This is a genomic window from Flavobacterium movens, from assembly GCF_039581425.1.
GTDB classification, from domain to species: Bacteria; Bacteroidota; Bacteroidia; order Flavobacteriales; family Flavobacteriaceae; genus Flavobacterium; species Flavobacterium luteolum.
In genome coordinates this window covers 333,339-358,501 of sequence record NZ_JBCPXY010000005.1, presented here as the reverse complement: position 1 = coordinate 358,501, position 25,163 = coordinate 333,339, and the positions used below count along the sequence as shown (strand labels likewise).

General features: G+C 34.0%; 21 protein-coding genes. 10 read left to right on the top strand and 11 right to left on the bottom strand.

What is annotated here, in order from left to right:
* Positions 1–278: 278 nt before the first annotated feature.
* Together AAYQ05_RS11905 and AAYQ05_RS11900 are read left to right on the top strand one after the other, a co-directional pair.
* Positions 279–1,061, top strand: a complete 783-nt coding sequence (locus tag AAYQ05_RS11905; protein WP_343543554.1) for a HipA family kinase — start codon at positions 279–281, stop codon at positions 1,059–1,061.
* Positions 1,051–1,434, top strand: coding sequence for a DUF3037 domain-containing protein (locus AAYQ05_RS11900; protein WP_343543553.1), 384 nt, complete (start codon positions 1,051–1,053; stop codon positions 1,432–1,434). The genes AAYQ05_RS11905 and AAYQ05_RS11900 overlap by 11 nt, the downstream gene beginning before the upstream one ends.
* Before the next feature lie 355 nt (positions 1,435–1,789).
* Here the strand turns inward: AAYQ05_RS11900 and AAYQ05_RS11895 are convergent, their stop codons facing one another.
* Positions 1,790–2,908 carry a pectate lyase family protein gene (locus tag AAYQ05_RS11895; protein WP_343543552.1) on the bottom strand — a complete coding sequence of 373 codons (1,119 nt, stop codon included), beginning with the start codon at positions 2,906–2,908 and terminating at the stop codon, positions 1,790–1,792.
* Positions 2,909–3,152: 244 nt separating this feature from the next.
* Here AAYQ05_RS11895 and AAYQ05_RS11890 point away from each other — a divergent pair, with 244 nt between their 5' ends.
* A complete protein-coding gene (locus tag AAYQ05_RS11890; protein WP_343543551.1) occupies positions 3,153–3,725 on the top strand; it encodes a Crp/Fnr family transcriptional regulator in 573 nt (190 codons plus the stop codon).
* Between the two features lie 362 nt (positions 3,726–4,087).
* Here the strand turns inward: AAYQ05_RS11890 and AAYQ05_RS11885 are convergent, their stop codons facing one another.
* Positions 4,088–4,636 (bottom strand): HutD family protein, encoded by a 549-nt coding sequence (locus AAYQ05_RS11885; RefSeq protein ID WP_343543549.1) that lies wholly within the window; start codon positions 4,634–4,636, stop codon positions 4,088–4,090.
* A gap of 112 nt (positions 4,637–4,748) precedes the next feature.
* Positions 4,749–5,255: a GNAT family N-acetyltransferase gene (locus tag AAYQ05_RS11880; protein WP_343543548.1), complete on the bottom strand. Its 507-nt coding sequence runs from the start codon at positions 5,253–5,255 to the stop codon at positions 4,749–4,751.
* Positions 5,256–5,399: 144 nt separating this feature from the next.
* Here AAYQ05_RS11880 and AAYQ05_RS11875 point away from each other — a divergent pair, with 144 nt between their 5' ends.
* Together AAYQ05_RS11875 and AAYQ05_RS11870 are read left to right on the top strand one after the other, a co-directional pair.
* The gene (locus AAYQ05_RS11875) at positions 5,400–5,645 is read left to right on the top strand and encodes a hypothetical protein (protein ID WP_343543547.1); all 246 of its coding nucleotides are present in this window, start codon (positions 5,400–5,402) and stop codon (positions 5,643–5,645) included.
* Positions 5,611–6,171 carry a hypothetical protein gene (locus AAYQ05_RS11870; RefSeq protein WP_343543546.1) on the top strand — a complete coding sequence of 187 codons (561 nt, stop codon included), beginning with the start codon at positions 5,611–5,613 and terminating at the stop codon, positions 6,169–6,171. The genes AAYQ05_RS11875 and AAYQ05_RS11870 overlap by 35 nt, the downstream gene beginning before the upstream one ends.
* A 41-nt stretch (positions 6,172–6,212) precedes the next feature.
* Here AAYQ05_RS11870 and AAYQ05_RS11865 read toward each other — a convergent pair whose 3' ends face one another.
* Entirely contained in the window at positions 6,213–6,614 is a 402-nt protein-coding gene (locus tag AAYQ05_RS11865; RefSeq protein ID WP_343543545.1) for a hypothetical protein, read from the bottom strand.
* Between the two features lie 125 nt (positions 6,615–6,739).
* On the opposite strand from AAYQ05_RS11865, the gene AAYQ05_RS11860 reads away from it, so the two are divergent.
* On the top strand, positions 6,740–7,132 hold the full coding sequence (locus tag AAYQ05_RS11860) for a helix-turn-helix domain-containing protein (protein WP_343543543.1): 393 nt from the start codon (positions 6,740–6,742) through the stop codon (positions 7,130–7,132).
* Between the two features lie 99 nt (positions 7,133–7,231).
* Here the strand turns inward: AAYQ05_RS11860 and AAYQ05_RS11855 are convergent, their stop codons facing one another.
* From AAYQ05_RS11855 to thrA, 4 genes are all read right to left on the bottom strand, one after another.
* Complete coding sequence (locus AAYQ05_RS11855) at positions 7,232–9,958, bottom strand: leucine-rich repeat domain-containing protein (protein ID WP_343543541.1); 2,727 nt, start codon at positions 9,956–9,958, stop codon at positions 7,232–7,234.
* A gap of 146 nt (positions 9,959–10,104) precedes the next feature.
* Positions 10,105–11,394, bottom strand: a complete 1,290-nt coding sequence (thrC, locus tag AAYQ05_RS11850) for a threonine synthase (protein WP_343543539.1) — start codon at positions 11,392–11,394, stop codon at positions 10,105–10,107.
* 141 nt (positions 11,395–11,535) lie between these two features.
* Entirely contained in the window at positions 11,536–12,456 is a 921-nt protein-coding gene (locus AAYQ05_RS11845; protein WP_343543538.1) for a homoserine kinase, read from the bottom strand.
* 153 nt (positions 12,457–12,609) lie between these two features.
* Positions 12,610–15,057 (bottom strand): bifunctional aspartate kinase/homoserine dehydrogenase I, encoded by a 2,448-nt coding sequence (gene thrA / locus AAYQ05_RS11840; protein WP_343543537.1) that lies wholly within the window; start codon positions 15,055–15,057, stop codon positions 12,610–12,612.
* 569 nt (positions 15,058–15,626) lie between these two features.
* On the opposite strand from thrA, the gene hutH reads away from it, so the two are divergent.
* The 4 genes from hutH to AAYQ05_RS11820 all read left to right on the top strand — a co-directional run bounded on the left by hutH (position 15,627) and on the right by AAYQ05_RS11820 (position 20,389).
* Complete coding sequence (gene hutH, locus AAYQ05_RS11835) at positions 15,627–17,141, top strand: histidine ammonia-lyase (RefSeq protein ID WP_343543535.1); 1,515 nt, start codon at positions 15,627–15,629, stop codon at positions 17,139–17,141.
* Positions 17,142–17,190: 49 nt separating this feature from the next.
* Entirely contained in the window at positions 17,191–17,835 is a 645-nt protein-coding gene (locus AAYQ05_RS11830; protein ID WP_008462731.1) for a DUF47 domain-containing protein, read from the top strand.
* A 30-nt stretch (positions 17,836–17,865) separates the two neighbouring features.
* Complete coding sequence (locus AAYQ05_RS11825; RefSeq protein ID WP_343543531.1) at positions 17,866–19,206, top strand: inorganic phosphate transporter; 1,341 nt, start codon at positions 17,866–17,868, stop codon at positions 19,204–19,206.
* 187 nt (positions 19,207–19,393) lie between these two features.
* Positions 19,394–20,389, top strand: a complete 996-nt coding sequence (locus AAYQ05_RS11820; protein WP_343543530.1) for a WG repeat-containing protein — start codon at positions 19,394–19,396, stop codon at positions 20,387–20,389.
* Between the two features lie 3 nt (positions 20,390–20,392).
* Here the strand turns inward: AAYQ05_RS11820 and AAYQ05_RS11815 are convergent, their stop codons facing one another.
* From AAYQ05_RS11815 to AAYQ05_RS11805, 3 genes are all read right to left on the bottom strand, one after another.
* Positions 20,393–20,911, bottom strand: a complete 519-nt coding sequence (locus AAYQ05_RS11815) for a DUF421 domain-containing protein (protein ID WP_343543528.1) — start codon at positions 20,909–20,911, stop codon at positions 20,393–20,395.
* 100 nt (positions 20,912–21,011) lie between these two features.
* Complete coding sequence (rimK, locus tag AAYQ05_RS11810) at positions 21,012–22,379, bottom strand: 30S ribosomal protein S6--L-glutamate ligase (RefSeq protein ID WP_095930862.1); 1,368 nt, start codon at positions 22,377–22,379, stop codon at positions 21,012–21,014.
* Between the two features lie 140 nt (positions 22,380–22,519).
* Positions 22,520–25,066, bottom strand: coding sequence for an ATP-dependent Clp protease ATP-binding subunit (locus AAYQ05_RS11805; RefSeq protein WP_177210107.1), 2,547 nt, complete (start codon positions 25,064–25,066; stop codon positions 22,520–22,522).
* Positions 25,067–25,163 lie beyond the last annotated feature (97 nt).

The following is a 25,163-nucleotide window of genomic DNA, read 5'->3' as shown; positions in this document are numbered from 1 at the left end:
TGTCAATTAGATAATTAGTTGTACGTTTTGTCATCCTGAGGAACGAAGGATTACACAAGAGACTCCGCACAGAATATCTCCAATTTTTATCGAATCCTGAGTGTGATCCTTCGTTCCTCAGGATGACAAAAAATGAGAGTAAATCTGCCAAGATCTGCTCAAATCTTTTTGAATCTGCGTGAAAGGAAAAATCTAAAATCAAAAATCATTAAGTTTGTAACATCCAAGATTAGAGACTTAGCAACTTAGTTTCTTAGAATCTTAGAATCTTAAAAAAAATGAAAAACAACTTCGACTTAAGAACAGTAAACGTCATGCGATATATAACGCCACTGCGCGAAGGCGGTTCTTTACCCGCATTAGCAGAAGCCGATGACGATTTTAAATACGTATTAAAATTTAGAGGTGCCGGACACGGCGTAAAAGCCTTAATTGCCGAATTAGTTGGCGGACAAATAGCAAAAGCCTTAAAACTGCAATTGCCAGAATTAGTATTCGCCAATCTCGACGAAGCTTTCGGAAGAACGGAAGCCGATGAAGAAATTCAGGATTTATTGCAAGGAAGCCAAGGATTAAACTTAGCGTTACACTTTTTATCTGGAGCCATTACTTTTGATCCTGCTGTAACAACCGTAGATGCTAAATTGGCTTCTCAGATTGTTTGGCTAGATGCTTATATCACAAACGTAGACAGAACTTTCAGAAACACAAATATGCTGATTTGGCATAAAGAATTATGGCTGATCGATCATGGTGCATGTTTGTATTTTCATCATTCTTGGCATAACTGGGAACAGCATGCTAAAAGTCCATTCGCATTGATAAAAGATCACGTTTTATTGCCTCAGGCGTCACTTTTAAAAGAAGTTGATGCTGAATTTAAAGCGTTGCTAACGCCAGAAGTTTTAGAAGAAATTGTCAATACAATTCCGCTAGATTGGCTGCAATGGGAAGACGCAGACGAAACTCCAGAAGGATTGCGAAATGTGTATCTGCAGTTTTTAAAAACACGATTAGAGAATTCAGAAATATTTGTAAATCAGGCGCAAAATGCAAGATAACCACTTATACGAATATGCTGTGATTCGCGTTGTGCCAAGGGTAGAGCGCGAAGAATTCCTGAATATCGGAATTATTTTGTTTTGCAAAAAAGCCAAATTTATAAAGGTTCTTTTTCATTTAAATAAAGAAAAAATACAAGCCCTTTCTGTCGATTTTGATGTCGAACAGTTAGAATGTAACCTGACTTCGTTAGTAAAAATCGCCAACGGAGCCAAAGACGGCGGTCCAATTGCCGAATTTGAGATTCCAGAACGTTTTAGATGGTTAACGGCAATTAGGAGTTCTGCAATTCAAACCTCAAGACCTCATCCTGGATTGACTCAGGATTTGGAGAAAACGATTCAGCGTTTGTTTGAAGAGTTAGTTCTTTAAGAAGGTTCAAAGGAGCAGAGGTTCAAAGGGACAAAGGTTTTTCTGTAGAGACGCACTGCAGTGCGTCTATTTGTTTGCCACAGATTAAATGGATTAAAATGATTTTTTTTCACGCAGATTTCGCAGATTCAGGCAGATTTAATTTGATAAATATCTATTTGGATCTGCTTAAATCTTTTTAAATCTGCGTGAAAAATCTTTGTGCTTCGGCTTGCATAGCTATCGACTTTGCGAGATTAAAAAAAACTTAGTGTCTTCGCGTCCTCGTGGCAAGAAAATAAAAACCACGAACTACATCTAAATGCAATTCGTGGTTTAAAAACTAAAAATAACTTATTTTTAATGGTGATTCTTTTTAGAAAGAACCACAAACATTACCGCCTAAAGTAGGTCCTGCATTTGCAGAAATATCAGCTTTAACGGCAGTATTAGCCAATTTTACGATAGAATATGGCGGAGTAAAAGCAGTTCCGCTTCCAGCTTGAGTTCCTGTTACACTTGTAAATATATTGCTCGTAGAAGTAACGGCTGTAAAGCCAGTCATTAATTCGATTGGGTTTTTTACGCCTTCAAAAACATTGCTTTCTACGCGAATGTTTGCTTCAAATCCTGCAGCAATACATTTATTGCTTACGGTGCTGTTAAAGAAACTGTTTAGAATATGCACTTGTCCAAAACGCACTCTTGGCATTCTTTCTCTACAGCCTGGAGCCCACCAGCATCTTGCAAAAGTGATTCTTAATTTTCCGCGATCAGCAGTTGCGCCATCGCTTGAACCAATTAAATTTGAATATCTATGATCATCTGATCCTCCAGAACCGCCCGCTTTTGGAGGTTTTAGGTAATGGAATTTAGTGTACGTAACCGAAATATAATCTGATTTGTTTTTGATGTCGAAGTTTCCGTCAACACCATCTCTAAATTCGCAGTGGTCTATCCAAACATTTGTACATTCGTCTAGAACAGCATTATCCCATCCGTCAGTATCGTAAGCACCAGGGCCTTCAAAAATCAAGTTTCTGATGATGATGTTTTTGCATCGTTTGATATTGAAAATTCCAGAACCGTCTTTAGTTTGGTCAGTAGAAACTAATTTAGCACCGCTTGCGCCATAAATAGTTTTTCCAGTTTGATCCTGAAAAGACAATCTAGCTGTAATTGTGATGGTGCCTGAAACCTTAATCACTTTTACAGCCGTGTTTTCTACGGCCGATTTCAGTTGAGCATAAGTGGTAACTGTAGTTTCGGCAGCAGAACCACCGCCAGTTGTTCCGCCGTTTTGAGAAGCCCATCCTGGCACCTCAGCGCAGTTTCCGATTTTACCAGTCGGATTGGTTGCAGAAGCATCAATCGCTGTTTCGTTTGTTGATTGAATACTTGCTTCTGTGTTTGAAGCGATTTCTTCAGAGTTACATGCCGTAAATCCGAAAATCAATGTTACAGCGAACATTGAAAGTGTTGATTTTAAGTTCATAATTAAAGTTTGGTTATTTAATAAGTTAACAACGCAAAACTCAATATTATTTGTAGGAAAAAAGTTGAACAAGTTCAAACTTTCGTAAAAAAATCTATGAAATATGTTTTTTTAACACTTCTAAATTTACAAAAATGTATTTTATGTCTATTTTTACGTAATCGATTACATTAATTTAAGCCCCTAATTAATAATGAGTTGAAAAAACAAATTTAACCTCACCAAAAACCACAAAAACCACAAGATGTACAACCTACTAAGAACCAACATTGAGCGAAAGATTCCGCTCACAGATGAAGAATGGAATATTATTGTTTCCAAAGCAGAACTCATTAAACTTAAGAAAAATCAATTCCTACAAGTTCAGAATTCGAATAGCAGTTATGAAGGATTTATTTTGAAGGGATCTTTCAAAACCTATATTCTGAACGAAAACGGAACAGAAACCGTCATTTTTTTCTCATTCGAAAATGAATGGATATGCGATCTGGAAAGTTTTTACCATCAGAAACCAACGACATACAATATTAAAGCCATAGAAGACAGCGAAATAGTAGTTATCAATAAAATGCAGAAAGCGTATTTGTTTGCTGTAATTCCAAAACTAATTAAGTTTCATGTCTTGATGATTGAGCGTGCCAATGTCGCTATTCAGCAGCGTCTTTTAGATGTGCTCCATAAAACCTCAAAACAGCGTTATTTGGATTTTAAAGAACGTTACCCGCAAAAGGTAACTTCGATAAACAATAAGAATCTTTCTTCCTATTTAGGCGTTTCGCACGAGTTTCTTTCGAAGATTAAGAGAACGGTTTCTTAGTTTTTGAGGTTCAAAGGTGCAGAGATGCAAAGTGACAAAGGTTTTTCTGTAGAGACGCACTGCGGTGCGTCTCACGTTGCTTAAAAAAATCTCGCAATCCCGATAGTCATCGAGAGCAGAGGCGCAAAGTTTTATTCTCATTTTTTGTCATTTCGACGAAGGAGAAATCTTCGCAAGTAACTCCGCAATGATAATCCAATCTTTGTCGAGCTTCTCGCGAAGATTTCTCCTTCGTCGAAATGACAAACTGCATGGAAACTTTATCAAAAAGCTTCGCGTCTTTGCTCCCGATAGCTATAGGGATTGCGAGATTAAAAATAAAAACTTCGAGTCTTCGCGCCTTCGCGGCAAAAAAAACTTGATTAAAAATCCAATATTCCAAAAAGGCATTCAGTAGAAAAATGAAGTATTATATTTTTCTTTTCATCATTTTCAATAACCAATACATCATAAGGTTCTAAATGGTACGGCTTCTCATCAATTGTAATAACTGTTTCATTGAAAGAAAATAAAATCACTATTTCAGCATTACAATTCTGATTGCCATTTGCTATTTCCAGTTTATGGCGGGATATTTTTTCAGAAACCATCCAATTAAAATCAGTGCCTTTGGTGAAAGAAGTTACTTCATCATCCGAATTAAATTCCATGATTTCATACTTCTCATGCGCCTTTTTTTCTTTGTTTACCTCAACATCTAAGTCGTTATCGAGCATAACCAGATATCGGTGATAGCCTTTAAATTTGGTAAATTCTGAAGGCGTTTGCTCTATTGTAGCACTGCTTATTCTAAATGCAAAATCTCTATCAGCGTAATTTGCTGTTTTTGGATAAATCATATATTCATATGTCAATCCGCCGCTCCAAATAGAGGGTTTAGTGTTTTTTTTAGAGAAAAGCTGTATGTTCATTTATTGAATGTTTTATAAGGTCAAAAAAAACTTCGCGACTTTGCTCCCGATAGCTATCGGGATTGCGAGATTAAAAAAACTTCGTGTCTTCGCGCCTTCGTGGCAAAAAAACTTAAATACTTTTCTCCAAATAAATAAACTCCAAAGGAACTTCAGAAACTGTAGTATGAATTTCACTTTCAGGGAAAGCTTCACGTTTTCCTGTATCTACGTAACCATGACGTTTATACCACGCCACAAGCTCTTCACGAACTGAAATTACCGTCATGATAATACTCGATAATCCCAAAGATTTTGCATGATTTTCGGCTTCGGCCAAAAGTTTTTTCCCGATTCCGCTGTTTTGAAGTTCTGGCGAAACGGTAAGCATTCCAAGATACAATTGATGTCCTTTTTCAACCAATAAAACCGAACCGATGATTTTGTCATTTTCTGTAAATTTCAGAATTGTATTTTTTGGATCAAGAAAGATTTCGGTCATTACCTGTTCGTCGGTTCTTTTTCCTTCTAGTAAATGCGCTTCGGTTGTCCAGCCTTTTTTAGAAGTTTCGCCTCTGTAAGCTGAATTTATTAAGGTTGTTAATGCTGGAATGTCTTCTAGTATTGCTTTTGTAATCATATTTTGTTGTGAAAATGTGAATTGTAAAATGTGAGATGTAAAATTACAATTTGATGCTAAATGAAAAACAAGATTTTAAATTTATGTAAGTAAATATTTAAATAAAATTCTAGAAATTTGTATAGAACGCAAAATCAATAAAGTATGAGCAGAATACACTTATTTGAGTTTGAAGATCAGCAATGGCTTCCGGAATTTATTAGAAATTACATGACCGATTTTTTGCAGTTTCTTTCTAATAAAACTGCTATATACAGAGGAATTGTTCCCATAATTGAAAAAGCTTTAAAAGAAAGCCAAACCAATCAAATTATAGATTTGGCTTCGGGCGGTGGAGGCGGATTGATTTGGCTCAATGCCGAATTACAAAAAAAACAATCCCGATCTTAAAATCCTGCTGACGGATTATTATCCTAACATTCCGGCATTCGAACATACACAAAAACAAGCCGATAATTTCGATTTTGTAAAAACTTCTGTCGATGCCAGAAACGTTCCCGAAAACCTAAAAGGACTTCGAACACAGTTTTTGTCTTTTCATCATTTTAAACCCAAAGATGCTCAACAGATTTTGCAGAATGTAATTGACACAAACAGTTCGATTGCCATTTTTGAAGGGCAGGAGAGAAGCGCTCCAAGTATTATAGCGATGCTACTTTCGCCAATTTCTGTTTTGCTGACAACGCCTTTTATTCGTCCGTTTAAAATTGGCAGAATTGTTTTTACGTATCTAATTCCAATTGTACCCATTTTGGTTTTGTGGGATGGCGTGGTTTCGTCTTTAAGAACCTATTCTGTTGACGAAATGAACGAATTAATTTCTAAATTAGATAATAAAGAAAGTTTCAATTGGGAAGTTGGAAAAGTGAAATCTGGACCGGCTAAGATTTTGTATTTGTTGGGAACGAAGAAATAGAAGTTTTTCATACGCTCATTAATTAGCGATATTTAATCTTTTTACTTTTGTGCAATTACCTCGTAAGTTATTTCTTTGCATTTTACGATAAAATAGGGATGAGGGTTTTCATGAGCGAAATCAAGGATAAATTCTCCGTTTTCTTCTTTTAGAAGAGCTTCTAGAATCATTCCATCCCATTTTTCATAAATGAAACGGCTCACTTCGTTACAGTGAATAGTTATCAGTTCTTGATTGTAATTTCTGTTTTTGTTAAAGCAACTGATTGATATTTTTAAGGTGTTATGCCCAAATGTATTATTGAAAAAGTCATATCCATTGTGATAATGAATATCAGTAACTAAGGCGTCACCAAAGCTTTCGTAGTTGTCTATTAAGTCCTGAAGCATAAAAGTTTTGTTTTGTTTAAATTTTGATAAACTTGAGAATAGTTTTGTTTTCAAATATATTTATTTTTTACTGTCAGATTATGAATTTTTGCTTTATAATGGAAATAGTATCTTACAAAAACAACTTAGTTTTTTACAAAAATCTATTTTTCCTTAAGAATTTTAAATATCTTTGAATTATGAGTACAGTAATAAAACCAAAACATATCGGCAGAAATATAAGCCGTATTAGAGAGCTTAAAGATATGAAGCAGGATGCACTGGCAATTGCTTTAGGTATAAGTCAGCAGATGGTTTCAACTATCGAAAACAGCGAAACGGTTGACGAACAAAGATTAATTGAAGTAGCAAAAGCTCTTGACGTTTCTGTTGAAGCAATTAAAAACTTTTCAGATGAAGGCGTTATTAATTACTTTAATAGTTTTCATGATAATATTGTTACAACGGGCAGTATTTTTGCAACAGATTGTACTTTTAATCCTTTAGATAAAGTTGTTGAACTTTACGAACGTTTGGTGCAAGCTGAAAAAGATAAAGTTGAGTATTTGGAAAAGTTATTGAACGGGAAATAAACGTTTTTGTAGATATATTAAATTGAAAGAGACCTTTGATGAGGTCTCTTTTTTGTTTTTTAGTGTTTAATAGCGGGATGCTCGCACTATTTCCAATTGTTAGTTTTTCTTTCTATGTAAATCTATAAATGAATTTTCTTTTGAAGAGTCAGTATGTCTGTCAAATACAATTTTTAAAATCCATCCGCTCCAAGCCAGTGGTGCAAAAAAAAGAATAACGTTGTTTAATGTACTGCTTTTAAAGCTTGTCCAATCTTTTTTTGTCATTATAAAAACTGGTTCATCTTTATAAATTATAAATCCTAAAACTGTAATTATTATTGAAAAAGCAAGTAGGTACAATGATTTATTCTTCCATTTTTTTACAGCTTTTATTTCTGCTTCAGATAAACCTGATTTACTACTAGAAGTTGTTGTTCCATTATTATTGTTAACTATTGCTTGTTCAGTATTGTTTGATATTGTACCATAATTATTTACACTACCGTGATAATTATTAATATTATTTATTATCGGCTTTTGAATTTCATTTTCTGCCATATTTGTTTTGATGTTTTCTTGTGGGGTATCAATTAAAAATTTCTTGAATCTGATTGTTTCTTCGATTTTTTCCTCAATAATTCCATTTGAGGTGGTTTTTTTATGTACTTTAATTTGGGTTAATTCTTGATCGTTTTCTAATTTTTCCCATGGGACAAAATATTCGCCATCTATACTTATTAGTACTTTAAAATAAGTTGACTTCCAATTAATATTCCAAGTAAAAGTTTCAGAGTAATTAGATTTAATTGTTATTACATCGACATGAGGTATGTTTAATATAAAATCAACAATCTCTCTTTGTAAATTAAAATTAGAATTTTTGGATTGATATAATTCAATTGTTTGATTATTTCGATCAAATTTTATCATTAGTATTTGACTTCCTTTTTCTATGATTATTCCATTATTCCAAAATAAGTATTCTTTATTATCCTCACTCTTTACATTATTACCGTATCTTGTAAAAACTTTTAGCATTACTAAACTCATTAAGTAATGATCTGCTCTAACTTTTATATTACAAAATTCGAAAGTATTTTTTTCGAAAATTGTTACGTAGGGATTTTGCTCTTTTAAATATTGAGGAATGAAGTATGTGTTTTTTTCTTCGTCTATCTCAAAGCATAAATCAAAGTATTTCAATAGGTTAATTATCTCTTCAACACTTAGCTGCAGTGAGTTTCCTATTATTGCATTTTGAATTTCAATTTTACTTAGACGATCCTTTTTGTCTTGTCCAAGTACCTTTTCGTATAATAATTCAAGCAAAACTTGAGGTTTTACAAAAACTTTATTGGCTATAATATCAGGAAAGTATAGAAGCATTCCCATATTATGAAAAATTTTTACTGCTGATATAGTATTTTCAATACGGGGTCTATTATTTATTTCTTCAATCGTAACAAAATCTTTATCTAAGTTTTCAATTCTTTTCCAAAATACTTCAAAAAAAGCAGGGTAATTAAAATTTGAAATAATTTTTTTTGATAGTTCGATAAAACTATCTTTAAAGTTTTCTGTTTTTTTTAATTCAATTAAACAAAAATCTAAAAATGAAATATTTAATGATTTATAATTTTCAACATATGAGATTTGATTTTGTGGTGTTGCACTATATTTAGGATTATTTAAATCTGTTTTGTTTTCTATAACTAAAACTTCTTGTGGTATGTCAATTTTAGTTAATTGTTCAATTGTGCGTAACCAATAATCTAAATCGAAATTTTGATTTTTTAATTCTTCTTGTATTCTTGTTTGGTTTTTACCCCATAAAACAATATTTAGTGCATTTGGACTGAAAAATAATTTGTGTGTTGCATGGAAATATTCTTGGCCTCCAAAATCCCAAATATGGAAGTTAATATCATTATTTGTAATTTTTTTGTAAACAATCCCATGTGTTAATTCATTTTTTTGAGGTATTTCATTTGTTTCCAGATATTCTAAAAGATTTGATTTACCTATGTTTGGATTCCCTAATAATAAAATTTTCACATTTTTAAAAGGAACATTTTTTGTTGAGTTTTCAGAGTAAAGCTTTACTGCTTGCCAATCAGCATTAAGAACTTCTGCAGGAAAGTCCACTGCAATTTTTTTATTTCCATTTAACAAAACATTTTCAAGACTATTAATTTTTAATAATGTTGTGATATCTGAAATTAAATTATATTCTAAATTTATTTCTTTTAAGTTTTTTAAACTTTTTAAATATGATATGTCGTTTATATGATTTGAACCGAGATTTAAAATTTTTAAATTATTTAGTTCTCGAAGACTTGATATATCATCTATGATATTTCCCCATAAAATTAATTCTATTAATTGCGAAAAATTGCTTATGACTGAAATGTCATATATTTGATTGTACGAAAGATCTAAAAATGATAATTTATTTAAATTCTTTAATGCTGAAATATTTGATATTTTATTGTGCCAAATAATTAATGAAGCAAGTTCTGTTAAATTGTTAAGGGCAGAAATATCCGTGATTTCGTTATGATCCAGATCTAAATTTTTTAATGATTTTAAATTTTTTATTGGTGATAAGTCAGAGATTTTATTTTTTGCTAAACTTAAAGATTTTAAAGAAGTGAGGTCTTCTAGGAAATAAATATTATTTATACTGTTACCTATTAAATTCAAACCAATAATTTCTCCAACATTATTGATTTCGTATGTGTTTCTATTATCTATGTAACCAATCGTAAAATCCTTTAAAGTGTATTCAGAAAGAACAATTTTCAAAATATTTTCAATTTTAATTATCTGATCTGGTTTTTTCATGGGATGCTTTTCTTTTTCAAATATAAATTAATTCGTATTAAATAGAATAAGTATTGTAATGAATGTAAAAAAAAAGATTTTAAATAAAAAAACCGATTAAATATTTTAATCGGTTTATGTATAGAATTTTGCTAAGAGATAAAACATTAACCCAAGAACTCCTTCAATTCCTCATAACTCTTAATCTTCACACTTACTTTCTCCTCATTAATAACACTCTCAATTTGAGCAGGAATAGGAAGTGTAATTCCTAAAGCAGGCTCCACAACATCTAAGAATTTAATAGGATGCGCCGTTTCTAAGAAAATACCAATGGCGTTAGGGTGTTTTTCTAGTTCTTTTTTCAAACCTAAATAACCAACAGCACCGTGAGGTTCTGCGATATAACCGTCTGTGTTGTAGATTTTCTTTAGCGCTTCAAGCGTTTCTTCATCCGTATAACTATAAGAAGAAAAGTCTTTTTCGAAAGCTTTTAAATCATTGTTGTACAATTCCTGAATTCTAATAAAGTTGCTTGGGTTACCAACGTCCATGGCGTTAGAGATTGTTGCTTTAGAAGGTTTCGGGTCGTATTTTCCGTTTTCTAAGAATCTTGGCACGGTGTCGTTTACGTTTGTAGAAGCTACGAAATGTTCAATTGGCAAACCTAATTTTTTTGCCATAATTCCGGCGCAGATATTCCCGAAGTTTCCGCTTGGGCAAGAGAAAACTAATGGTTTGTTTTGGCTTTTCAACGCTTTGTAAGCAAAGAAGAAATAAAACATTTGCGGTAACCAGCGTGCAATATTAATAGAATTTGCAGAAGTCAAGTTTTTGTGTGCTAAAGTTTCATCTAAAAACGCTTTTTTTACCATATCCTGACAATCGTCAAAAACGCCGTCAACTTCAAGAGCTTTAATGTTTTGCCCTAAAGTAGTCAATTGTTTTTCCTGAATATCGCTCACTTTTCCTGACGGATATAAAATGACAACATCAACGCCGTCAACGCCAAGAAATCCGCTTGCAACGGCTCCGCCTGTATCTCCAGATGTAGCAACTAAAACAGTATTTTTAGCGTCTTTTTTGTCTTTGTTGAAATAGCCCAAACAACGTGACATAAAACGCGCTCCAACGTCTTTAAAAGCCATTGTTGGCCCGTGAAATAATTCTAGCGAATAGATTCCGTTTTCGACTTTCACCACAGGGAAATCAAAAACTAATGTTTCGGCAATGATTTCTTTTAGTTTTTCTGTTGGAATTTCGTCTCCAACAAATTGTTTTATCGCTTCAAAAGCAATTTCTTCGTGGCTTAAACTTTCGATTTTATCAAAAAAAGAAGGATCAAGCGGTGTGATGCTTTCTGGGAAATATAATCCTTTGTCAGTTGCTAATCCTTGTATAACAGCTTCTTGGAAAGAAACTTTTGGGGCATTATGGTTTAAACTGTAGTATTTCATTATTTTATGCTTTAGGCATTAAGCTTTAAGCTTTAGGCTTTTTCCTATTGTTGTGTATAGCTTATTGCTGTTTTTGGTTTTATATTTTTCGCAAAGGTTTTAAGCTTATTGCTTAAAGCCTATTGCTTACAGCGTCCCGTGCTAAAGCACGCGGACACCATCAGGGTTGATTTTCGAGACGTGAATTTCATACGGTAAATTCATTTTTTCGTAAACGTCGCTCATGGCTTTTGCGATTTTTTCGGCGGTTTCTTTTCCTCTGCTTAAAGCGAAGATTGACGGGCCAGAACCTGAAATTCCAGAACCTAAAGCGCCGTTTTCGTAAGCCGTTTGTTTAATTTGGTCAAAACCAGGAATTAAAACACTTCTTAAAGGTTCCACGATTTCGTCATGAAGCGAACGTCCGATTAAATCGTAATCTTTGGTGTAAAGACCTGCAACAAGTCCGCCTACATTTCCCCATTGCATGATGGCGCTTTTTAGGGAAACGTTTTGTTTTAAAACCGAACGGGCGTCAGAAGTTTTCAATTCAATTTGCGGGTGAACCACCGTTGCGTACAATTCCTCTGGGCTGTCAATTCTTATAATATCAAGTGGCGCGTAGCTTCTTACCAAAGTAAATCCGCCTAAAAGGGCAGGAGCAACGTTGTCGGCGTGAGCGTTTCCGCTGGCTAATTTTTCGCCCTGCATCGCAAACTGAACTAAATCTTTACGAGAATAAGGTCTTCCCAATAATTCATTAATTCCGAAAACCGCTCCCGCAGAACTTGCAGCACTGCTTCCGATTCCGCTTCCGGCTTTTATGTTTTTATAAATTTCGATTTCGAATCCAAAATCTAGTTCGTCCAAAGTTTCCAACATTGCCAAAGCCGCAACTCCAGAAACGTTTTTCTCGGTTTCCAAAGGCAAATCGGCACCGATAATTTTAGTGATTCGAACTCCTTTTTGATCGACTTTTCGAACAATCATTTCATCGCCCGCATTGTCTAAGCAAAGTCCAAGTACGTCAAATCCGCATGAGAGGTTGGCGATTGTTGCTGGGCAAAATAGTTTAATTTCCATTTTTAAGGTTCTGAGGTTCTAAGATGCTAAGATTCTAAGGTTTCTGTAGCAACTTTTTATTTTTTAGTTTCTAAGGTTTCGAGATTCTAAGAGGCTAAGATTAGTTTTTTAAAAAAAAACTCAGAACCTTAGCATCTTAGAACCTTAGCATCTTTAAATATTTCCTATTCTAATAACGTCTGCAAAAATTCCTGATGCAGTCACCGCAGCTCCAGCTCCGGCTCCTTTGATCAATAAAGGCTGATCTACGTAACGATCTGTGTAGAACAATACGATATTGTCTTTTCCTTCTAGATTGTAGAAAGGATGATCTTTTGGAATGAATTGCAGACCTACGCTTGCTTTTCCGTTTTCGAATTGCGCTACGTATTTCAATCTTGAATCTTTGGTTAAAGCTTCTTTATAAATACCTTCAAAATGCGAAGCGTGTTTGATTAACGATGCAAAGAAATCTTCGTTGTTTGTTGTAGCTAAACATTCTGCTGGCAGGAACGATTCGTTTGCAATGGCGTCAATATCCATTTCGTAACCGCTTTCGCGAATTAAGATCAGGATTTTACGTGCTACGTCGATTCCGCTTAAATCGATTTTTGGATCTGGTTCTGTGAAGCCTTGAACTCCAGCTTCTTTTACCACATCGTGGAAAGAGTTGTTTTCGTCAAAATTGTTGAAAATAAAGTTCAAACTTCCAGATAAAACTGCTTGAATTTTGTGCACTTTATCTCCAGATGCAATTAAGTTTTTTACCGTATCGATAATTGGCAATCCAGCACCAACATTCGTTTCAAATAAGAAAGGAGCATTGTATTGGCGTGATAAGCTTTTTAGTTTTTTATAGTTGTCGTAAGCAGATGAACAAGCAATTTTATTGCAAGTTACAACCGCAATACTTTCTTTTAAGAATTTCTCGTATGCTTCAGAAACCGTTGCGTTTGCTGTAATATCCACAAAAATGCTGTTACGTAAATTCAGCTCTTTTGCTTTTTTGATAAATTCTTCAATGCTTGCTGGTTCGCCTTCGCTTAAAGCGGCATCCCAATTTTTTAAAGAAATTCCGTCTTCATCAAATACCATTTTTCTTGAATTAGACAAAGCAATTACGCGAACGTTGATCTTTAAATTATCTTTTAAAAACTTTCTTTGGTTGTGGATCTGCTCGATGAATTTTTCTCCCACATTTCCAACTCCCATTACAAATAAGTTCAGCTGTTTGGTGTTTTCTTCAAAGAAGTTTTCGTGTAAAGTATTCAATGCTTTTTTAACATCTCTTTCGTTAATTACAGTCGAAATGTTTCTTTCAGAAGCACCTTGCGCAATGGCACGAATGTTTACGTTATTTTTTCCTAAAGTAGAAAACATTCTTCCGCTTAAACCTTGGTGGTTTTTCATGTTTTCACCTACCAAAGCAATAATGCAAAGATCTTTTTCTACATAACAAGGATCGATTTTGTTTTGAGAAATTTCGATTTCAAAAGCCCTATTAATTGCTGCTTCAGCATTATCAGCATCCGAATTCAGGATTCCGATACAAATTGAATGCTCAGAAGAAGCTTGAGTAATAAAAATTACGTTGATTTTTTCCTGAGACAAAACTTCAAACAAACGTCTAGAAGAACCCGCAACTCCAATCATTCCTGGACCTTCAAGCGTTAAAAGCGAAATATGATCGATATGGCTAATTCCTTTTACAACAGTATCTTTTGATGAAACCTGATTCGAAATCAAAGTTCCCTCAGCTTCTGGCTCAAAAGTATTTTTGATTAAAATTGGAATGTTTTTTCTTAAAACAGGCTGAATTGTTGGCGGATACAACACTTTTGCACCAAAATGCGACAATTCCATCGCTTCTTGATACGAAATGTTTGCAATTGGCTGAGCTTGTTTCACAATTTTAGGGTTGGCAGTAAACATACCGTTTACGTCAGTCCAGATTTCCAATTGTTCCGCATTGATTGCGCCAGCGATAATGGCAGCAGTATAATCTGAACCTCCGCGACCTAAAGTCGAAGTGATTCCGTCAAGAGTCTGCGCTATAAATCCAGGCATGATATTGATTTTCGCTTCATTCGAACCAAAATATTCCTGAATCAATTTATTTGAAACTTCGAAGTTTACAGCTGCTTTTCCGAAGTTATTATCTGTTTTAATTAATTCTCGACTGTCTTTGTAAACCGCATCTTTACTAATTTGCTCATAAGCTTTAGCAATAATGAATGACGATAGCAATTCTCCAAAACTTAAAATTGTATCGGCAGTTCTAGGAGATAATTCACCAAGCAAGAAACACCCGTCCAATAAAGTTTCTAAATGGTTAATGATTCTTTTTACATGGCTTAACAAACTGCTTTGCTCGCTTACAGGAATCAGTTCTTTTAGTGTGTCAAGGTGTTTTTTCTCGATTTCAGCCACAACATCTCTAAAGCTTTCGTCGTTTGCCGCTGCTTTTGCCGCCGCAGATTGCAATAAATCGGTTACTTTACTAAGAGCAGAAACTACTACAACTAATTGATCCTGCTTAGATTTTTGATTGACAATTTCGAGAACGAGTTTTATATTTTGAGCATTGGCAACCGAAGTTCCGCCAAATTTTAATACTTTCATTTTGTGATATTTTTTTTCTTTTGATGCAAATATTTTTATGTATCCAATAACTCTCTTCTTTCAAGAAAAAAGTATAGGTAACCTAGGATTATATGTAAAAATGTATACCCCTAAGGGGTAGTAGTTGTTGTAGTAGTAATAATGGTAGCAGCAATTGCAACTCCTGTTTGAGTTGTAATAATTGTAGATTGATATTTTATGCTGTTACTTTTCATTTTTGATTTTTCAAAAGTACAGCTTTTTATACGAGTTAAAAACTTAGAAGGCGTTTTTACGAATATTTTAATAATTCAAATCTCTATAAATCAATATTGAGTATTTGTTAAAATTGAATATGCTAAATTGATGTTTTGATATATTTTGGATCGCTTTTTTTTGGAATTTAGTCAGTGCAAATGATTGATGTTTAACTCAAAAAGACCTTAAAAATGAGATATAACAGTATATTTTGATCTGAAAAGCGATTTGAAATAGTTAAACCGCTTTTAAAGAAATCTTAATTATTGTGATAAAATGTTGCTTTTTAATATTGATTTGTTGAATTTTGGCGTTTAAAATTTACAATCATCATGAGAGAGATCCATTATATAAGTTCAGAAACGATTACTTTAGAAACATTACAAGAAATTTTAAGTCAGAACAAAATTCTTGAATTATCTGAGGAAGCTAAAGTAAATGTTCAGAAATGCCGCGATTATTTAGATAAGAAAATGGCATCGCATACTGCACCAATTTACGGTATCAATACAGGTTTCGGGTCTTTATATAGTGTGAAAATCTCTAACGAAAACTTATCTAAGCTTCAAGAAAACTTGGTAAAATCGCACTCTTGCGGTACTGGTGAGGAAGTTCCTGCCGAAATTGTAAAAATGATGCTTTTACTGAAAATCCAATCTTTAAGTTACGGACATTCTGGAATTCAACTAATCACATTGCAGCGTTTGGTTGATTTTTACAATAATGATATTCTGCCTATTATTTACACGCAAGGTTCGCTTGGAGCTTCTGGAGATTTAGCTCCTTTGGCACATTTGTCTTTGCCATTAATTGGAGAAGGAATTGTATTATTTGAAGGAAAAAAAGTGGCTTCTGCTGAAGTTTTAAAACATTTTAATTGGGAACCGATCGTTTTACAGTCAAAAGAAGGTTTGGCTTTATTGAACGGAACTCAGTTTATGAGTGCTTATGGAGCTCATATTTTAATTAAAGCTTATAAATATTCGTATTTAGCAGATTTAATCGGAACTATTTCTCTAGAAGGTTTTGATGGAAGAATCGAGCCATTCAACGAATTGATACATTATATACGTCCGCACAAAGGACAAATCGTAACGGCACAAAGAATAACTGAATTCTTAGACGGAAGTGAAATTATCGCTCAGGAAAAGAAACACGTTCAAGATCCGTATTCTTTCCGTTGTATGCCACAAGTTCATGGAGCTTCAAAAGATGCAATTGATTATGTTCGAAAAGTATTCAAAACAGAAATCAATTCGGTAACTGATAATCCTAATATATTTATAGAAGCCGATCAGATTATTTCTGGCGGAAATTTCCACGGACAGCCATTAGCTTTAGCTTTAGACTTTATGGCAATTGCTTTGGCCGAATTAGGAAGTATTTCTGAAAGAAGAACCTATCAGTTAATTTCAGGATTACGTAATCTACCAGCATTTTTGGTTGATAATCCAGGATTAAATTCAGGTTTCATGATTCCGCAATATACTGCAGCAAGTATTGCAAGTCAAAACAAGCAATTAGCAACACCTGCTAGTATCGATAGTATTGTTTCCAGCAACGGTCAGGAAGACCACGTGAGCATGGGAGCAAACGGTGCTACAAAAGCCTTACGTATTTTAGATAATTTGGAACGTATTTTGGCAATCGAATTATTAAATGCTTCTCAGGCAATTGCCTATAGAGAGCCTTTAAAATCAAGCGATTTCATTGAAATGTTCTTAAACAGCTACAGAGAAGTTGTGCCTTTGGTAAAAGAAGACAGAATCTTACATAATGACATAGAAAACACGGTGTTATTCCTTGAGAGTTTTCAAATTGAAAACGATTTGTTAACAATGGCTTAACACTGAAACGTGTTATTGAAGGTAATTTTGCGCTATCAAAAATAAAACAATGTCAATAAACAGTATTTTCCAATTTTTAGTGCCGAAAGACAAAAAATTCTTTCCACTTTTTGAAGAGGCTTCTAGCAATTTAATTGAATTAGCTTCTAACTTACACGAAGCTGTAAATTTACCATTAAAAGAAAGAGAAATTCTTTTTCAAAAGATTGACGAATTAGAACAAAAAGGAGAAGACATTACACGTCAGACTAACCTTGAGTTAAGCAGAAACTTTATTACTCCATTTGATAGAGAAGACATTCACACGTTAATTACTTCAATTGACAACGTTGCAGATTACCTTCATGGTGCATCTAGCCGTATGAGATTGTATCAAGTTGATAAGATTACAAAATCTATCAGAAAGATGACAGAAATCAACCTTGAAGCTTGTCAAAACATTGACAGTGCTGTAAAAGAGTTGAGAAACTTACAAAACTTTAAAGTTATTAAAGATGCTTGTGCTAGAATCAACAAACTAGAAAACAAGTCTGATAACGTATATAACAAAGCAGTTTTTGAAATTTTTGAAAACGAAACAGACGCTAAAAATATTATTAAATATAAAGAAGTGTTATCTGTTTTAGAATCAGCAACAGACAAATGTAAGAGTGTTGCGAACATACTAGAATCTATTTCTGTAAAACATTCTTAATTCAATTTTTCATTCTGAAGTTATAATTTTATGACGCTACTTATATTAATTATAGTACTTGCCTTAATTTTTGATTACATCAATGGTTTTCATGATGCGGCAAATGCTATAGCGACTGTTGTTGCAACAAAGGTTTTGACACCTTTTCAGGCGGTTGTCTGGGCAGCATTTTTTAACTTTCTGGCTTATTGGGTTTTTGGATTTGGTGTTGCGGATACTGTTGCCAAAACAGCGCACACAATGGAAATTAACCTTGTTGTTATCCTAGCCGGAGTAATTGCAGCAATCTGTTGGAATTTATTGACTTGGTGGTTAGGAATCCCTTCAAGTTCTTCGCATACCTTAATTGGAGGTTTTGCAGGAGCAGCTGTAGCGCACGCTATTGCAGTTCATGGCTTCTCTGGATATGTTGGAGAAGACGGAGCAACTCACTACTGGTATGAAATTGTAAGCTGGTATAAGGCCGGTAAAGATGGCGGAATGCCTTCGGGAGTCCTCATTATTATTGCATTTATTGTATTAGCACCGCTTTTAGGAGTTATTGCATCTTATTTGATTTCTATTTGGCTATTAAATGCTTCACGTAAAAGTATCGGACCAAAAATATTTACTGTAGCTTTAATGCTTGCAACGATTTGGTTTGTTTACGTTCAAATGGTTTCTTATGAAGAAATTGTAGAGCATGGAAAACCTCGTTTCGAATCTCATTTTTGGAGTGTAGTATTTGATTCTCATAATATTAAATGGTTTTTAGTTGCCTTTATTATTTTAACAGTTAGTGCATTTTGTTTAATATTCAGCAGTTTAAATCTTCATCAGGCCGATGCTGCTTTAAAGAAAATGCAATTATTATCTTCTGCGGCATTTAGTTTAGGCCACGGAGGAAATGATTCTCAAAAAGTAATGGGTATTATTGCTGCAGCTGTAGCAGTATATATCAATACTAATCCAGGAGTTCATATGGATGCTTGGTTAGATGTTGTGCTTCCGAATGATGATGCAGGTATTAAAGGTGTAATGCCAAGCTGGATTCCCTTAGCGTGTTATTCTGCAATTGCAGCAGGAACTTTGAGTGGTGGATGGAAAATTGTGAAAACAATGGGTTCTAAAATCACTAAAGTAAGCTCGTTTGAAGGTGTTGCAGCAGAAACTGCAGGAGCTTTGACACTTTACTTTACAGAACACTTAAAAATTCCAGTAAGTACAACACATACTATTACAGGATCTATTATTGGAGTTGGATTAACAAAACGTGTTTCTGCCGTTAGATGGGGGGTTACAGTAAGTTTAATCTGGGCTTGGATCTTAACTATTCCAATTTCGGCTTTATTGGCAGGTTTGGTTTATTTTATTCTAAGCGTCTTTATTTAATCTGAGAAAATGAATTTTGTAAAATGTGAAAAGTAAATCACATTTTGTTAATATAGAAAACCGATTTCAAATCTGAAATCGGTTTTTTTTGTTTTAATTTGTTTTAAAGTGAAAGAATAAAAACTTTTGAAGGTTATAGATAAAACCGATTTCACAGACTTTTGTAAATAGCTTAATATTTAAAATAATGAAGAGAATAATTTTGTTGGTTTTGATGCTGATTGTAAAAGTTGGTTTTGCTCAGGCAAATGACAAAACTTTTAAATATGGTTTTGTTGATCAGACAGGAAAAGAAATAGTTCCTTGCAAATACGACGGTATTACTGCTTTTGAAAATGGGTTTGCTGTTGTGCAATTAAAAGGCAAAAGCGGGGTGGTTGATAAAACTGGGAAAGAAGTAATTCGCTGTATTTATGATGAAATAGTTAATAAGCAGAATTGGGTAACTGTAAGCAATAAAAATGCTAAAACTCAATATTTAATCAAGTCTTCAGATATTTTGCTAACTAAAAAATACGATGATGCAAAAACTTTATCTCCAGAAATTACAGCTGTAAAACTAAATAATAAATGGGGTTTTATAGATGTGGTTGGAGAAGAAATAACTCCGAAATATGACGAAATAATTGACTTTGCAGATCGATTTGCAGTTGTGAAACTAAATGGCAAATTTGGTATTGTGGATCAGATTGGGAAAGAGGTTGTTCCTCCAATTTATGATCAAGTTCAAAATTTTAAAGATGGTTTTGCAGTAGTAGAATCTAATAATAAGTTTGGAGTAATTAGTGAAGAAGGGAAAATTATAGTGCCTGTTAAGTACGATATGAATTTTTATTTTAAGGATAATGTATCTATTGTAAAGCAGGAAAATAAATATGGCATTTTGGATAACGATGGAAAAGAAATCGTTCCAATAAAATACGATTTTATGGTTTTAAATGATGACTTAATTCAAGTGAAAATAGGCAATAAATACGGATTGATTGATAAAACAGGAAAAGAAATTGCTCCAATTAAATATTATGCAATTGAATCGTTTAAAGACGGAATTGCTGTGGTAAAGTTGGATGGGAAATATGGTTTTATTGATAAAGAAGGAAAAGAAATCGTAGTGCCTAAATATGAAAAAGCAGATGATTTTAAAGATGGTTTAGGTGTTGTTAGAATCCAGATCGGAAAATAAAAATCAAAACTTTTGAAGGTTTTTATGATTGTGTTTTCGTTTATAATGCGTCTGCTTAAGGTGTTTCTGGTCTTTTGAAATAATACTTATTGTTCCGTCAATCTCAAGCATGGCAAGTTTAATGTCTGTTAGATGTTCTAAACCGTGTTCACGTGCTGCTTCTTTTAGTTCTTCGTGCGAAACATCTAATCTGCTCAAGGTTTGAAAGTCTAATATACCATCGTGAATTAATATTTCAGGTTTGTCGAGTAGTAAATCGCCAAGAGTTTTAAATCTCTTCGTTAATTTCTTAATGGCAAAGTTGATCGAAAACAAAACCAATGCAGCAACCAATCCTCCTATTAAACTTGTATCAGGACCAACCATCGCATTTTGAACAGAGTTGCTGATCAATAAAATTAGAATTATGTCGGCAGTATTTAATTGCGAAAGTTCTTTTTTGCCAAAAACGCGAAGCGCAATTGTCATAAAGAAATACACAGCAACGCTTCTGATAATAATATCTAAATAAGGAAAAGTCATGTTTTTTATTTTAAAGTTAAATAAAAAAGCTTTGCCAAAGTTTTAAACTTTGGCAAAGCTGCTAAATTATTTATGAGAAATTAAGTTTAAATGAACTTAATTATAGTTTAAAATTCTTTTCAATAGCTCTAATCATTTCGCCAGCTACATCTTTATTAGTTGCGCCTTCAATTCCTTCCAGACCTGGTGAAGAATTTACTTCAAGCAATAATGGGCCTTTAGAAGAGCGAATAATATCAACACCAGCGACTTTTAAATCCATTGCTTTTGCGGCTTTTATGGCAATCTTTTTTTCTTCGGCAGTTACTTTAATGACAGATGCGGTTCCGCCCAAATGAATATTAGCTCTAAATTCGCCAGGCATTGCTTCACGCTGAATTGCGGCAACCACTTTTCCGTCGATTACAAAACAACGAATATCTTTTCCGTTGGCTTCTTTAATAAATTCTTGGACTAAGATATTAGCATTTAAACTTTTAAAAGCATTGATAACACTTTCTGCAGCTTTTTTGGTTTCGGCCAAAACAACGCCTTTTCCTTGTGTTCCTTCCAATAATTTTACAATTAAAGGCGATCCGCCTACCATTTTAATTAAATTGTCTGTATCAAGCGGAGAATTAGCAAATCCTGTAGTTGGAATGTCGATTCCGCTGTTTAAAAGTAATTGCAGTGAATATAATTTATCTCTCGATTGCGTAATTGCTGTCGCTGAATTTAGTACAAAGACTTTTAAAGCTTCAAATTGACGTGTCAAAGCGCAACCATAAAAAGTAATACTTGGTCGGATTCTTGGAATAATAGCGTCAAATTCGTTTAAGATTTTACCGCCTCTATAATGAATTTCGGGTTTTTTAGCGTCCAGTTTCATGTAGCATTCCTTAATATTTAAGAAATGCATTTCGTGCCCGCGCATTTCGCCAGCTTCCATGATTCTTTTATTGCTGTATAATTCTGGATTACTGGCTAAAAGACCAATTCGTAAACCTGTCGTTGCTTTTTCTGAGTTCTGGTATAATTCTTTTAAAGATTCTGCTGTAGGTTGTCCTAAAAGATATTTTTGTTCTGGATCGACTAAAACCCTTCCGCTCATCGCTTCGCGTCCTAAAAGCATTCTAAATCCCATAGAATCACGATTAGTCAAAGTCATTTCGATTGGCCATTTTGCATCGCCAATTTTTAAGTTGGTTTGGATCACATAGCGATGTTCTCTAAATCCGCTCGAACTTTTTACAATTCGCTTATCAACCAAAGGTGCTTCGCAATGAATAATGGTTTTGATATTATTCTGAATCGGGTTAATGTCGAATTTTACCCAATTCGCATCATTTTTTATAAAAGGAGCTATGTTTAGAGCGTGCATTGCCGAAGTTTTGGCGCCAGAATCTACGCGAGCCTTAATTGTCGGGATTCCTAGTTCTGGAAATGAGCACCATTCTTCGCTGCCTAAAATGACTTTGTTTTGAAGCATATTTTGTTTTGTATTATAGAATTTAAATTCAAAAATAGCTATTTGCTTTTATTAAAGATAGTGATTTTTGATAAAAAAAATACCCGTTATGTTATGAAAACGTAACGGGCATATTATGAATGTTATAAATTTTAACTAATTTATTGATTCGATGGTTCTTCGGCTTTGTGAATTTCAACTGATAATTCTTGAGAATCATCTTTTAAGTCCATCATGATTTCGTCGCCAGAATGAATTTTTGAAGTGATGATTTCTTCAGCCAACAAATCTTCAACATATTTCTGAATTGCTCTTTTCAGTGGTCTAGCTCCAAACTGTTTGTCAAAACCTTTTTCAGCAATAAATGCTTTGGCTTTGTCTGTTAAGGTTAATTTGTAGCCTAACTCTGCAATACGGGAATATAGTTTTTTCAATTCGATTTCGATAATCAAATCAATATCTGATTTTTCTAAACTGTTGAATACAATTACGTCATCAATTCTGTTTAAGAACTCAGGAGCAAAGGTTTTCTTCAATGCATTTTCGATAATGCTTTTTGAGTTTTCATCAGCTTGTGCTGTTCTTGCAGCAGTACCGAATCCAACGCCTTGTCCGAAATCTTTTAGCTGACGTGCACCAACGTTAGATGTCATGATGATGATAGTGTTTTTAAAGTCAATTTTACGACCTAAACTATCTGTTAAATATCCGTCATCTAAAACCTGAAGCATCATGTTGAATACATCTGGGTGCGCTTTTTCAATCTCATCTAAAAGAACCACACAGTAAGGTTTTCTACGGACTTTCTCAGTCAATTGACCACCTTCTTCATATCCAACGTATCCTGGAGGCGCTCCAACTAAACGAGAGATCGCAAATTTCTCCATGTATTCGCTCATGTCAATACGAACTAAAGCATCTTCAGAATCAAATAATTCTTTTGCTAAAACTTTAGCCAATTGCGTTTTACCAACACCAGTTTGGCCTAAGAAAATGAACGAACCAATTGGTTTGTTCGGATCTTTAAGACCAGCTCTGTTACGCTGAATAGAACGAGCAATTTTAAGAACCGCTTCGTTTTGGCCAATTACTTTGTTTTGAATTAGTTCAGGCAAGTGCGCTAATTTATTGCTTTCTGTCTGTGCAATTCTGTTTACAGGAATTCCAGTCATCATAGAAACAACATCGGCTACATTATCTTCTGTAACTTCAATTCTGTTGTTTTTAGAATCTTCTTCCCATTGTTCTTGTGCTAAAGCAAGATCTTTTTCGATACGTTTTTCATCATCGCGAAGTTTGGCTGCTTCTTCATATTTTTGTTTTTTAACAACCATATTTTTCATTTCGCGAACTTCTTCCAACTGACGTTCTAAATCCAAAATTTGTTTCGGAACATCGATGTTGGTAATGTGTACGCGAGAACCAGCCTCATCCATAGCATCAATAGCTTTGTCCGGTAGGAAACGCTCAGACATATATCTGTTTGTTAATTTAACGCAGGCTTCAATAGCTTCTGGAGTATAAGTTACGTTGTGGTGATCTTCGTATTTATCTTTTACGTTGTTCAAAATTGCAATAGTTTCTTCAACAGAAGTTGGTTCTACAATTACTTTTTGGAAACGTCTTTCTAAAGCACCGTCTTTTTCAATATATTGTCTGTACTCATCAAGAGTAGTAGCACCAATACATTGGATTTCACCTCTTGCTAAAGCAGGTTTGAACATGTTTGAAGCATCAAGCGAACCTGTTGCTCCACCAGCGCCTACAATAGTATGGATTTCATCAATAAAAAGAATAATATCATCATTTTTTTCAAGCTCGTTCATCACGGCTTTCATTCTTTCTTCAAATTGTCCTCTGTATTTAGTTCCAGCTACTAAACTTGCTAAATCTAAAGTAACAACACGTTTGTGGAAAAGAATACGAGATACTTTCTTTTGAATAATGCGCAAAGCAAGTCCTTCTGCAATAGCAGATTTACCAACTCCAGGCTCTCCAATAAGAAGCGGATTGTTCTTTTTTCTACGGCTTAAAATTTGCGATACACGCTCAATTTCTTTTTCTCGTCCTACAACAGGGTCTAATTTCCCTTCCTCAGCCATTTCTGTTAAATCTCTCCCAAAATTGTCTAAAACTGGGGTTTTAGATTTTTTGTTTGACTTATTGGCGGGATTATTAAAACTGCTTTCTTTTAGACTGTCATCTTGTCCTGAATCGTCATTATACGATTCGTTTCTTGGCAAGTTTTCTAAGAATTCTTCTTCGTTTGGAGTCATATTTAAGTACTGTTCTTTAGCTACGTCATAATCTATTTTTAGTTTATTCAATAGCTTGGTTGTTGGATCGTTTTCGTTTCGTAAGATGCATAACAGCAAATGTGCGGTGCTAATCGATGAACTTTGAAATACTTTTGCTTCCAGAAAAGTGGTCTTCAGGGCTCTTTCGGCCTGTCGGGTAAGATGAAGGTTTTTCTTTTCGGCATTTACTTCAACGCTCAGGTTGGCAGGGCTCAGTATTTCTACTTTTCTGCGTAAATGATCTAAATCGACATCTAGGTTATTAAGTATATGAATAGCTTTTCCGTTACCATCTCTTAAAATACCTAGCATAAGATGTTCTGTACCAATAAAGTCGTGCCCTAGACGTAGAGCTTCCTCTTTACTGTACGTAATAACATCTTTTACTCTTGGTGAAAAATTATCATCCATAATATATAATTGGTATTGTAAATTTAGTGAATTACAGTTTTAAAAACAAAAACCGTACCCATCGACATCTCCTGTCAGCTAATAGACGAAAAAAAAG